Origin of the sequence: Sinimarinibacterium flocculans (assembly GCF_003201205.1) — a bacterium.
GTDB classification, from domain to species: Bacteria; Pseudomonadota; Gammaproteobacteria; order Nevskiales; family Nevskiaceae; genus Solimonas; species Solimonas flocculans.
In genome coordinates this window covers 491154-501957 of the sequence record NZ_QICN01000003.1, presented here as the reverse complement: position 1 = coordinate 501957, position 10804 = coordinate 491154, and the positions used below count along the sequence as shown (strand labels likewise).

Below are 10804 nucleotides of genomic sequence, written 5' to 3'. Positions count from 1 at the left end.
GAGATGGTGATGCCTGGCGACAACGTGCAGATGACGGTGGAGCTGATCAGCCCGATCGCGATGGAAGAAGGCGTACGCTTCGCCATCCGCGAGGGCGGCCGCACCGTCGGCGCCGGCGTCGTCACCAAGATTCTCGCCTGATTTTCAGCCTTTACTTTTCGCAGGGGCGCGAATAGAATTCGCGCCCCTTTTGTTCCACGCTCTTTAATCCGGAAGACACAGCATGGCCGCGACAAGCCAATCTATCCGCATCCGGCTCAAGGCGTTCGACCACCGACTGATTGACAAGTCGGCCCGGGAAATCGTCGAGACCGCGAAGCGCACCGGTGCCGTCGTGCGCGGGCCCATCCCGCTGCCCACCCGCAAGGAACGCTTCACCGTTCTGGTGTCGCCGCACGTCGACAAGGACGCGCGCGACCAGTACGAAATCCGCACGCACAAGCGGCTCATGCAGATCGTCGATCCCACGGAAAAGACCGTGGACGCGCTCTCCAAGCTGGACCTGCCTGCGGGCGTCGAAGTCCAGATCTCGCTGAACTAAGGGAGAACGGGACATGACGATCGCAATCGTGGGCCGCAAGGCCGGCATGACCCGCATCTTCACCGATGCCGGTGCAGCCATTCCGGTGACGGTGATCGAGTGCACGCCCAACCGCGTCACTCAGGTCAAGACCGTGGAAAGCGACGGCTACCGCGCCGTGCAGGTGGCGGTAGGCGAGCAGAAGGCCAGCCGCCTGTCCAAGGCCGAGGCTGGGCATTACAAGAAGGCCGGCGTCGCCGCCGGTCGCGGACTGTGGGAAATTCGCCTCGACGACAACGAGGGTGCGGACCTGCAGACCGGCTCGGAGATCAAGGTCGAGGTGTTCGACGGCGTCAAGGCCGTGGACGTGACCGGCGTCTCCAAGGGCAAGGGCTATGCCGGCGTCGTCAAGCGCTGGGGCTTCGGCGGTGGTCGTGCGACGCACGGCAACTCGCTGTCGCATCGCGCGCCGGGCTCCATCGGTCAGCGCCAGAGTCCGGGCCGCGTGTTCAAGGGCAAGAAGATGTCCGGGCACATGGGTGCAGACCGTGTGACGGCACTGAATCTTGACCTGGTCAAGATCGATGCAGAACGCAACCTCCTGCTGGTCAAGGGGGCTGTGCCGGGCGCGACGAATGGCGATGTCATCGTGCGCCCCACGGTGAAGTCTTAAGGCTACCGGGGAAAAACGGCAATGGAACTTCAACTACACGACAGCACTGCCAAGCTCAACGTCTCCGACGCGATTTTCGGCGCCGCGTACAACGAACCCCTGATTCATCAGGTGGTGACGGCGTACATGAACGGCGCGCGCGCGGGCACCAAGGCGCAGAAGAGCAAGGCCATGGTTTCCGGCGGCGGCAAGAAGCCCTGGAAGCAGAAGGGTACGGGCCGCGCCCGTGCCGGCTCGATCCGCTCGCCCCTGTGGCGTGGCGGCGGCAAGACGTTCGCCGCCGTGCCGCGTGACTTCTCGCAGAAGGTCAACCGCAAGATGTATCGCGGCGCCATCCGCTCGATCGTCGCCGAGCTGACCCGTCAGGGCCACCTGATCGTCGCCGAGACCTTCACCGTCGACGCCGCCAGGACCAAGGGCCTGACCGACCGTCTCAAGGCGATGTCGGCGCCGGACATCCTCATCGTCACCGGCGAGCTCGACAAGAACCTGTTCCTGTCCGCGCGCAACATCCCGCACGTCGCCGTCTGCGATGTGGAGGCGATCAATCCGCTCACGCTGCTCAGCCACCAGAAGGTGCTGATGACGGCGGACGCGGTCAAGAAGCTGGAGGCGTGGCTGCAATGAGCAAGTACAAGACTGCCACCGATCGCCTGCACCAGGTGATCCTCGGGCCGGTGATCTCGGAAAAGAGCACGCGCGTGGCCGAGAAGGCCAACACCGCCGTGTTCAAGGTGGCCAGCGATGCCGGCAAGCCGGAGATCAAGCAGGCCGTCGAGAAGCTGTTCAACGTCAAGGTCGACGGCGTGCGCACCCTCGTGGTCAAGGGCAAGAACAAGCGTTTCGGCCGTTTCGAGGGCCGCCGCTCCGACTGGAAGAAGGCCTATGTCACGCTGGCCGAAGGGCAGGAAATCGACTTCCTGGCCGGTGGCGTGAACTAAGGGGATCGACTCATGGCACTGGTCAAGATGAAGCCCACGTCCGCCGGCACGCGCCATCAGGTGCGGGTCGTGACGAAGGGTCTGTGGAAGGGCGAGCCGTACGCGCCGCTGCTCGAGAAGCAGTCGAGCACCGGTGGCCGCAACAACAACGGCCACATGACCACCCGCCACAAGGGCGGCGGTCACAAGCACCACTATCGCATCGTCGATTTCAAGCGTAACAAGGACGGCGTGCCGGCCAGGGTCGAGCGCGTCGAGTACGATCCGAACCGTTCCGCGCACCTGGCGCTGCTGTGCTACGCCGACGGCGAGCGCCGCTACATCATCGCGCCGCGTGGCATTGCCGAAGGCGATGCCGTGCAGTCGGGCTTCGATGCGCCGATCAAGCCGGGCAACGTGCTGCCGCTGCGCAATATCCCGGTCGGTTCGACGATCCACTGCATCGAGCTGCGCCCGGGCAAGGGTGCGCAGATCGCGCGCAGCGCCGGCGCCGCCGTGCAGCTGGTCGCCCGCGAGGGTGAGTACGTGACGATCCGCCTGCGTTCGGGCGAGATGCGCAAGGTGCTGTCGACCTGCCGCGCCGCGATCGGCGAGGTCAGCAACCACGAGCACAACCTGCGCCAGTACGGCAAGGCCGGCGCCAAGCGCTGGAAGGGCATCCGCCCGACGGTCCGCGGCGTCGTCATGAACCCGGTCGACCATCCGCACGGCGGCGGCGAGGGCAAGTCCGGTCAGGGCAACCCGCATCCGGTCACGCCGTGGGGTCAGCAGACCAAGGGTATGAAGACCCGCAGCAACAAGCGCACCCAGCAGTTCATCGTGCGCTCTCGTCATTCGAAGAAGTAAGGACTAGGCCATGCCGCGTTCCGTCAAGAAGGGCCCGTTCGTCGACCATCATCTCGCCAAGAAGGTGGGCGATATGACGTCGCAGCGCGTCAAGCGTCCGATCAAGACCTGGTCGCGCCGCTCGATGATCACGCCGGATTTCGTCGGGCTGACGATCCAGGTGCACAACGGCAAGCAGCACATGCCGGTGTTCATCACCGACAACATGGTCGGCCACAAGCTCGGCGAGTTCGCGCCGACGCGGACCTTCAAGGGTCACGCGGCCGACAAAGCCACGAAGAAGTGAGCGCCGCCATGCAGACGCAAGCCGTTCTCAAGTTCGTTCGCCTGTCGCCCAAGAAGGCGCGGCCGGTCGCGGACCTCGTCCGCGGCAAGAAGGTCGACGAGGCCCTGAACATCCTCAAGTTCTCGACCCGCAAGCCGGCCAAGCTCATCCGCAAGGTGCTCGAGTCCGCGATCGCCAACGCCGAGAACAATCACGGCGCCGACGTGGACGAACTCAAGGTCAACGAGATCTTCATCGACCAGGGGCCGGTGCTCAAGCGCATCATGCCGCGCGCCAAGGGGCGTGCCGATCGCATCCTCAAGCCCACTGCCCACATCACCGTCCGGGTGTCGGACGGCCAGTAGCCGTCGGCGCGAGATAAGCCAAGAGATCGCTCATGGGTCATAAAGTCAATCCGAATGGTTTCCGCCTCGGCATCACGACGAAGTGGACGTCCAACTGGTATGCCGAGCGCAGCGCCTACGGCGAAACGCTGCTCAAGGACATGGTTGCCCGCGAGTTTCTGAAGAAGAAGCTCGCTCAGGCGTCGGTGTCCCGCATCCAGATCGACCGTCCGGCGAAGTCGGCACGCGTGACCATCCACACCGCGCGTCCCGGCATCGTCATCGGCAAGAAGGGCGAGGACATCGAGAAGCTCAAGCAGGAGGTCGCCAAGATCATCGGCCTCAAGGCGGAGTCGGTGCACCTGTCGGTCGAGGAAATCCGCAAGCCGGAGCTCGACGCCAAGCTGATCGCCGATTCGGTGGCGCAGCAGCTTGAGCGCCGCATCATGTTCCGCCGCGCGATGAAGCGCGCCGTGCAGAACGCGATGCGCCTGGGCGCCGGCGGCATCAAGATCCAGGTCAGCGGCCGCCTCAACGGCGCCGAGATCGCGCGCACCGAATGGTATCGCGAAGGCCGCGTGCCGCTGCACACGCTGCGCGCGCACGTCGACTACGCGGTGGGCGAGGCCAAGACCACCTACGGCGTCATCGGCGTGAAGGTCTGGGTGTTCACCGGCGAGGTGTTCGAGGCCGACCGTCGCCAGGACCGCGCCGAGGCCGGCGAAGCCGCGGCCGCCTAAAAACGAGAGACAACCGTCATGTTGCAGCCCAAGCGCACAAAATTCCGCAAGCAACGCAAAGGCACCAACACCGGCCTGGCGCTGACCGGCAACAAGGTCAGCTTCGGCGAGTGGGGCCTGAAGACCTCCGAGCACGGCCGCATCACTGCGCGCCAGATCGAGGCCGCGCGCCGCGTCATCACGCGCTACATCAAGCGCGGCGGCAAGGTCTGGATCCGCATCTTCCCGGACGTTCCGGTGACCAAGAAGCCTCTCGAAGTCCGCATGGGCTCGGGCAAGGGCAACGTCGAGTACTGGGTTGCCAAGGTGCAGCCCGGCAAGGTGCTGTACGAGATGGAAGGCGTGGACGAGACCACCGCGCGCGAGGCGTTCCGGCTGGCCGCCGCGAAGCTGCCGGTGAAGACCGCGTTCGTCAACCGGACGATCATGTGATGAAAACGCAAGAGTACGTGAAGTCCCTCCTCGGCAAGTCCGCCGCCGAACTCGGCAGCGAGCTCGAGGCGCTGCGCAAGGAGCAGTTCAACCTGCGCATGCAGCTCGCCACCGGGCAGGGCGGAAAGACCCACCTGGCGCGTGAAGTGCGCAAGAAGATCGCGCGTCTGAAGACGGTGGTCGCACAGCAGGCCAAGCAATCGGTGCAAGCGTCATGAGCGAACAGTCCCAGGTTGAGGCCGCAGCAGCGGCCAAGCGCCGCATCGTCGGCAAGGTCGTCAGCAACAAGGCTGACAAGACCATTACCGTGCTCGTCGAGCGCAGCGAGCGGCATCCGGTCTACGGCAAGATGCTGCGCCGCTCCACCAAGCTGCGCGCGCACGACGAGAACAACGAGTGCAACGAGGGCGACCTCGTGGCCATCGTCCAGTCCCGTCCGCTGTCGGCGACCAAGCATTTCCGCCTGGTCGAGATCCTGCAGCGCGCCAGTGCGCTGCAGCAGGCGCAGGCCGGAGGCTGAGCCATGATCCAGCAGGAATCGTTTCTCGTTGCCGCGGACAACAGCGGCGCGCGCCTGGTCCAGGTGATCCAGGTCAAGGGCTCCACCTACCGGCGCTATGCCGGCGTCGGTGACCTGATCAAGGTCACGGTCAAGGAAGCCATTCCGCGCGGCAAGGTCAAGAAGGGCGAGGTCCACGACGCCGTCGTCGTGCGCACCAAGTTCCCGATCAAGCGGGCCGACGGTTCGGTCATCCGCTTCGACACCAACGCCGCGGTGCTGGTGTCGAGCAAACTCGAGCCGCTGGGGACGCGCATCTTCGGACCGGTCACGCGCGAGCTGCGCGACCGCTTCATGAAGATCGTGTCGCTGGCGCCGGAAGTCCTGTAAGGGGCGCATCGCATGAACAAGATTCGCAAGGGCGACGAGATCGTCGTCATCACCGGCCGCGACAAGGGCCGCCGTGGAACGGTGTCGCAGGTGCGTGCCGACGGCACGCTGCTGGTCGAGGGCATCAACGTCGCCAAGAAGCACCAGCGTCCGAACCCGAACGCCGGCATCGCCGGCGGCATCGTGGAGAAGGAGATGCCGATCCAGGCCTCCAACGTGATGGTCTGGAACGCCAAGGCGGGCAAGGGCGATCGCGTCGGCTTCAAGGTCGAGGGCGAAGGCGAGAAGCGCCGCAAGGTGCGTGTATTCAAGTCCAACCAGGAACTGGTGGACGGCTGAGGTAGTCGACGATGACAGCCAACCTGCAGACACTGTACCGCGAGAAGATCGCGACCGATCTGGGCAAGAAGCTCGGGGTTTCGCCGATGGAGGTGCCGCGCATCTCCAAGATCACGCTCAACATGGGCGTGGGCGAGGCGACGACCGACCGCAAGGTCATCGAGCACGCCGTGGCCGACATGACGGCCATCGCCGGCCAGAAGCCGGTGGTGACCAAGTCGCGCATCGCCGTGGCCGGCTTCAAGATCCGCGAGAACTATCCCGTGGGCGTGAAGGTCACGCTGCGCCGCGAGCGCATGTACGAGTTCCTCGAGCGCCTGATCATGGTCGCGCTGCCGCGTATCCGCGACTTCCGCGGCATCCCGGCGCGTGGCTTCGACGGCCGCGGCAACTTCAACTTCGGTGTGACCGAGCAGATCATCTTCCCGGAAATCGACTACGACAAGGTCGATGCGCTGCGCGGCATGAACATCACGATCACCACGACGGCGAAGACCGACGAACAGGGCCAGGCCCTGCTCGAGGCCTTCAACTTCCCGTTCCGCAAGTGAGCCAGTAAGACCATGGCCAAGACCAGCATGATCGAGCGCGAAGTCAAGCGCGCCCGCCTCGCCAAGCGGTTCGCCGCCAAGCGCGAGAAGCTCAAGACCATCATCTCCAGCACGACGGCGACGCCGGACGAGAAGGAGGTGGCGGTGGTGGCGCTGCAGAAGATGCCGCGCGATTCCAGCAAGGCGCGTCAGCGCACGCGTTGCGAGCTGACCGGCCGCCCGCGTGGCGTGTACCGCAAGTTCAAGCTCGGCCGCAACAAGCTGCGCGAAGCTGCGATGAAGGGCGAGATCCCGGGCCTCAAGAAGGCGAGCTGGTGACAAGGACTACTGGGGTTTAGCGAAATGAGCATGACTGATCCGATCGCCGACTTTCTGACCCGCATCCGCAATGGTCAGCAGGCGCGCAAGAAGCAGATCGCCGTCCCTTCGTCGAAGGTGAAGGAGGCGATCGCCGCAGTGCTGAAGGACGAGGGCTACATCGCCGAGTTCAACGTCGTGGCCGACGGTGCCAAGAAGACGCTGACGGTGGGCCTGAAGTACTTCGAGGGCAAGCCGGTGATCGAGCGTATCGAGCGCGTGTCGCGTCCGTCGCTGCGTGTATACAAGGGCAAGGACGAACTGCCGAAGGTGCTGGGCGGCCTGGGCGTCGCGATCGTGTCCACGCCGAGCGGCGTGGTCAGCGACCGCCGCGCACGCGAGGCCGGCCAGGGCGGCGAAGTCCTGTGCATCGTGGCCTAAGGAGAGACTGAAGATGTCCCGCGTAGCAAAGATGCCGGTTCCGCTGCCGGCCGGTGTGCAGATCAGCTCCAGCGACGGCCAGGTCACCGTGAAGGGCGCCAAGGCGTCGCTGACCGTGGTCATCCCGCCTGCGGTCAAGATCGACGTCGACGGCAACGTCGCCACGATCAATGCCGACTCGGTGAAGGCCAACCCGATGGCTTCGGGTACGGCGCGGGCCATCCTGAGCAACGCCGTGATCGGCGTGTCCAAGGGTTACGAGCTGAAGCTCAACCTGGTCGGCGTCGGCTATCGCGCCGCCACCCAGGGCAAGAAGCTCAATCTCAGCCTCGGCTTCTCGCACCCGATCGAGTACCCGATCCCGGACGGCATCACGGTGGAAACGCCGAGCCAGACCGAGATCGTGGTCAAGGGCGCGGACAAGAAGATGGTCGGTCAGGTTGCCTCCGATATCCGCCGCTTCCGTCCGCCTGAACCGTACAAGGGCAAGGGCGTGCGTTACTCGACCGAGAAGGTCGTGCTCAAGGAAGCGAAGAAGAAGTAAGCCATGAAAGACAAGAACACCAGCCGACTGCGCCGCGCCCGCCGCACGCGCGCGCACATCCGCGAACTCGGCATGCATCGCCTGGCAGTGCACCGCACGCCGCGCCATATCTACGCGCAGATCATCAGCCCCGATGCCGGGCTGACGATCGCTGCCGCGTCGACCGCGGAGAAGGATCTGATCTCGGGGCTGTCGAGCCCCGGCAACGTCGAGGCCGCCAAGAAGATCGGCGCCGCGATCGCCGAGCGCGCCAAGGCCAAGGGCGTCAGCAAGGTCGCGTTCGATCGCGGCGGCTTCAAGTTTCACGGCCGCGTCAAGGCGCTGGCCGACGCCGCGCGCGAAGCCGGCCTGGAGTTTTAAGACATGGCAAACCAGATGAACTACGACGACGGGCAGTCCGGCAACGAGCTGAAGGAGAAGCTGGTCACCGTCAACCGCGTGTCCAAGACGGTCAAGGGCGGCAAGCAGTTCGCCTTCACCGCGCTGACGGTCGTCGGCGACGGTGCCGGCCGCGTCGGCTTCGGCTACGGCAAGGCGCGCGAAGTGCCGGCCGCGATCGCCAAGGCGATGGAGCAGGCGCGCAAGAGCATGGTCAGCGTGCCCCTCAAGGGCCTGACGGTGCAGCACGAGATCTGGGGCATCCACGGCGCGTCGAAGGTGTTCCTGCGCCCGGCTTCGGAAGGTACCGGCGTGATCGCCGGCGGTGCGATGCGCGCGGTGTTCGAAGTGGCCGGCGTGCAGAACATCCTCGCCAAGTCGTTCGGTTCGCGTAACCCGATCAACCTGGTGCGCGCCACGATGAACGCGCTCACCCAGATGAGCCTGCCGTCCGAGGTCGCCGCCAAGCGCGGCAAGACGCTCGAAGAGATCCTGGGCTAATCGTTAGGAAACTGGCAGATGTCCGAGACCAAGCAGATCAAGATCACCCTGGTGCGCAGCCTCGCCAAGAAGCTGAAGAACCATCAGGCCTGCGTGCACGGCCTGGGGCTGCGGCGCATGAACCAGAGCGTCGTCGTCGCGGCCACGCCCGAGAACATGGGTATGGTCCGCAAGGCCTCGTACCTGCTCAAGATTGAAGAGCTCTGAGCTCTTCGGGAATCGATGCGATGAAACTGAACACGATCAAGCCGGCCAAGGGTGCAAAGAAGGCGCGTACGCGCGTCGCTCGCGGCATCGGCTCGGGCCTGGGAAAGACCGCGGGTCGCGGCCACAAGGGTCAGCACGCCCGCAAGGGCGGCTACAACAAGCTGGGCTTCGAAGGCGGCCAGATGCCGATCCAGCGGCGCCTGCCGAAGCGCGGCTTCAAGTCGCCGATCAAGGCGCTGACCGCCGAAGTGCGGCTGTCCGAGCTGCAGAAGATGAAGGCCGACACGATCGACCTGTCGACGCTGAAGGCCGAAGGTGTGGTCGGCGCCAACGTGCTGACCGCCAAGGTGATCAAGTCGGGCGAACTGACGCGCAAGCTCACGCTCAAGGGCGTGCTCGCGACCAAGGGCGCGCGCGAGGCGATCGCGGCCGCCGGCGGCACGATCGAAGAGTAAAAGGACGCAGGCAGGCGGCCCCGCAAGGCCCGCCGCAGCGAAAGCGCTAGACCAGAGCAAGCATGGCCAAGACCGCAGGAATGCCTTCCGGCTCGATGATGCCGGATCTCAGCAAGATCGGTGAGGTGAAGGATCGCCTGCTGTTCCTGCTGGGCGCCATCATCGTGTTCCGGATCGGCAGCTTCATTCCGGTGCCGGGCATCGACCCCGAGCAGCTCGCGCAGCTGTTCGGGCAGAGCCGGGGCACGATCCTGGACATGTTCAACATGTTCTCGGGTGGTGCGCTCGAGCGCCTGTCGATCTTCGCGCTCGGCGTGATGCCGTACATCTCGGCCAGCATCATCGTGCAGCTGATGACCGCCGTCGTTCCACAGCTCAAGGAGCTGAAGAAGGAAGGCGAGTCCGGCCGTCGGCAGATCACCAAGTACACGCGCTACGGCACGCTGGTACTGGCGATCTTCCAGTCCTTCGGTGCGGCGCTGGCGCTGCAGCGATCGGGCATCGCGATCTCGCCGGGCTTCGCGTTCATCTTCACGGCGACCGTCAGCCTGGTCACCGGCACCATGTTCCTGATGTGGCTCGGCGAGCAGATCACCGAGCGCGGCATCGGCAACGGCATCTCGATGATCATCTTCGCGGGCATCGTCGCCGGTTTCCCGCGGGCGATGGCCTCGACCACCGAGCTGGTCAGCGAGGGTTCGCTGAGTGCCTTCACGGTGATGGTGGTGCTGGCGCTCGTGGTCCTCGTGACCTGGGGCGTGGTCTACGTCGAGCGTGCCCAGCGCCGCATCCCCGTGCATCACGCACGGCGGCAGCAGGGGCGCAAGGTTTTCGCCGCGCAGACGCAGCATCTGCCGCTGAAGATCAACATGTCCGGCGTGATTCCGCCGATCTTCGCGTCGTCGCTGATCCTGTTCCCGGCTTCGCTGGTGCAGTTCTTCGGCGACGAGGGCTCGGGCGGCGTGCTGCAGCGCATCTCCAACGCGCTGGCGCCTGGGCAGCCGCTGTACACGCTGCTGTACGGCCTGCTGATCGTGTTCTTCTGCTTCTTCTACACGGCGCTGGTGTTCGATTCGCGCGACACCGCGGACAACCTGAAGAAGTCCGGCGCGTTCATCCCGGGCGTGCGCCCCGGAGCGAACACCGCCCGTTACATCGACCAGGTGCTCACGCGCCTGACGGTCATCGGCTCGATCTACATCCTCGCGGTGTGCCTCGCCCCCGAGGTCATGCGCTCGTTCGTGCCGAGCATCCCGTTCTATTTCGGCGGCACCTCGCTGCTGATCACGGTGGTCGTGGTCATGGACTTCATGGCGCAGTTGCAGGCGCACCTGATGTCGCACCAGTACGAAGGCCTGCTGAAGAAGGCCAACCTGAAGACGCTGGGCTCGACGCCGGGCCGCTGACGCGGCGGCGCCAGCCCGATTACCTCAAGAGACGA

The 10804-nt window shown here is 65.2% G+C and carries 23 protein-coding genes; all 23 read left to right on the top strand.

Going from position 1 to position 10804, the window contains the following annotated elements:
* On the top strand, nt 1-141 hold a 141-nt coding region (locus C8D93_RS08765; protein WP_479687875.1), incomplete at its 5' end, for an EF-Tu C-terminal domain-related protein.
* 82 nt (nt 142-223) lie between these two features.
* The gene (gene rpsJ / locus C8D93_RS08760) at nt 224-541 is read left to right on the top strand and encodes a 30S ribosomal protein S10 (protein WP_110264768.1); all 318 of its coding nucleotides are present in this window, start codon (nt 224-226) and stop codon (nt 539-541) included.
* A 13-nt stretch (nt 542-554) separates the two neighbouring features.
* Nucleotides 555-1193, top strand: a complete 639-nt coding sequence (gene rplC / locus C8D93_RS08755) for a 50S ribosomal protein L3 (RefSeq protein ID WP_110264767.1) — start codon at nt 555-557, stop codon at nt 1191-1193.
* 21 nt (nt 1194-1214) lie between these two features.
* Nucleotides 1215-1820 (top strand): 50S ribosomal protein L4, encoded by a 606-nt coding sequence (gene rplD, locus C8D93_RS08750; RefSeq protein ID WP_110264766.1) that lies wholly within the window; start codon nt 1215-1217, stop codon nt 1818-1820.
* Nucleotides 1817-2134 carry a 50S ribosomal protein L23 gene (gene rplW / locus C8D93_RS08745; protein WP_110264765.1) on the top strand — a complete coding sequence of 106 codons (318 nt, stop codon included), beginning with the start codon at nt 1817-1819 and terminating at the stop codon, nt 2132-2134. Before rplD ends, rplW begins: the two co-directional genes overlap by 4 nt.
* 12 nt (nt 2135-2146) lie before the next feature.
* Nucleotides 2147-2980, top strand: coding sequence for a 50S ribosomal protein L2 (rplB, locus tag C8D93_RS08740; RefSeq protein ID WP_110264764.1), 834 nt, complete (start codon nt 2147-2149; stop codon nt 2978-2980).
* Nucleotides 2981-2990: 10 nt separating this feature from the next.
* Nucleotides 2991-3266 carry a 30S ribosomal protein S19 gene (gene rpsS, locus C8D93_RS08735; protein ID WP_110264763.1) on the top strand — a complete coding sequence of 92 codons (276 nt, stop codon included), beginning with the start codon at nt 2991-2993 and terminating at the stop codon, nt 3264-3266.
* A gap of 8 nt (nt 3267-3274) precedes the next feature.
* The gene (gene rplV, locus C8D93_RS08730) at nt 3275-3610 is read left to right on the top strand and encodes a 50S ribosomal protein L22 (protein WP_110264820.1); all 336 of its coding nucleotides are present in this window, start codon (nt 3275-3277) and stop codon (nt 3608-3610) included.
* Nucleotides 3611-3642: 32 nt separating this feature from the next.
* Nucleotides 3643-4329 (top strand): 30S ribosomal protein S3, encoded by a 687-nt coding sequence (gene rpsC / locus C8D93_RS08725; RefSeq protein ID WP_110264762.1) that lies wholly within the window; start codon nt 3643-3645, stop codon nt 4327-4329.
* A gap of 18 nt (nt 4330-4347) precedes the next feature.
* Nucleotides 4348-4761 (top strand): 50S ribosomal protein L16, encoded by a 414-nt coding sequence (gene rplP / locus C8D93_RS08720; RefSeq protein ID WP_110264761.1) that lies wholly within the window; start codon nt 4348-4350, stop codon nt 4759-4761.
* The gene (gene rpmC, locus C8D93_RS08715; RefSeq protein WP_110264760.1) at nt 4761-4979 is read left to right on the top strand and encodes a 50S ribosomal protein L29; all 219 of its coding nucleotides are present in this window, start codon (nt 4761-4763) and stop codon (nt 4977-4979) included. The genes rplP and rpmC overlap by 1 nt, the downstream gene beginning before the upstream one ends.
* Nucleotides 4976-5281, top strand: coding sequence for a 30S ribosomal protein S17 (gene rpsQ / locus C8D93_RS08710; RefSeq protein WP_110264759.1), 306 nt, complete (start codon nt 4976-4978; stop codon nt 5279-5281). The genes rpmC and rpsQ overlap by 4 nt, the downstream gene beginning before the upstream one ends.
* Nucleotides 5282-5284: 3 nt before the next feature.
* Complete coding sequence (gene rplN, locus C8D93_RS08705) at nt 5285-5650, top strand: 50S ribosomal protein L14 (protein WP_110264758.1); 366 nt, start codon at nt 5285-5287, stop codon at nt 5648-5650.
* Between the two features lie 12 nt (nt 5651-5662).
* Complete coding sequence (rplX, locus tag C8D93_RS08700; protein WP_110264757.1) at nt 5663-5989, top strand: 50S ribosomal protein L24; 327 nt, start codon at nt 5663-5665, stop codon at nt 5987-5989.
* A gap of 11 nt (nt 5990-6000) precedes the next feature.
* Nucleotides 6001-6540, top strand: a complete 540-nt coding sequence (rplE, locus tag C8D93_RS08695) for a 50S ribosomal protein L5 (protein ID WP_110264756.1) — start codon at nt 6001-6003, stop codon at nt 6538-6540.
* A 12-nt stretch (nt 6541-6552) separates the two neighbouring features.
* Complete coding sequence (gene rpsN, locus C8D93_RS08690) at nt 6553-6858, top strand: 30S ribosomal protein S14 (RefSeq protein WP_110264755.1); 306 nt, start codon at nt 6553-6555, stop codon at nt 6856-6858.
* 24 nt (nt 6859-6882) lie between these two features.
* Entirely contained in the window at nt 6883-7278 is a 396-nt protein-coding gene (gene rpsH, locus C8D93_RS08685) for a 30S ribosomal protein S8 (RefSeq protein WP_110264754.1), read from the top strand.
* A 13-nt stretch (nt 7279-7291) separates the two neighbouring features.
* A complete protein-coding gene (rplF, locus tag C8D93_RS08680) occupies nt 7292-7822 on the top strand; it encodes a 50S ribosomal protein L6 (RefSeq protein WP_110264753.1) in 531 nt (176 codons plus the stop codon).
* Nucleotides 7823-7825: 3 nt separating this feature from the next.
* Nucleotides 7826-8182 (top strand): 50S ribosomal protein L18, encoded by a 357-nt coding sequence (gene rplR, locus C8D93_RS08675; protein WP_110264752.1) that lies wholly within the window; start codon nt 7826-7828, stop codon nt 8180-8182.
* A gap of 15 nt (nt 8183-8197) precedes the next feature.
* Entirely contained in the window at nt 8198-8701 is a 504-nt protein-coding gene (rpsE, locus tag C8D93_RS08670; protein ID WP_110264819.1) for a 30S ribosomal protein S5, read from the top strand.
* Nucleotides 8702-8719: 18 nt separating this feature from the next.
* Nucleotides 8720-8908 (top strand): 50S ribosomal protein L30, encoded by a 189-nt coding sequence (rpmD, locus tag C8D93_RS08665; RefSeq protein WP_110264751.1) that lies wholly within the window; start codon nt 8720-8722, stop codon nt 8906-8908.
* A gap of 20 nt (nt 8909-8928) precedes the next feature.
* Entirely contained in the window at nt 8929-9363 is a 435-nt protein-coding gene (gene rplO, locus C8D93_RS08660; protein ID WP_110264750.1) for a 50S ribosomal protein L15, read from the top strand.
* Between the two features lie 62 nt (nt 9364-9425).
* Nucleotides 9426-10769 carry a preprotein translocase subunit SecY gene (secY, locus tag C8D93_RS08655; protein ID WP_366515924.1) on the top strand — a complete coding sequence of 448 codons (1344 nt, stop codon included), beginning with the start codon at nt 9426-9428 and terminating at the stop codon, nt 10767-10769.
* Nucleotides 10770-10804: the final 35 nt, after the last annotated feature.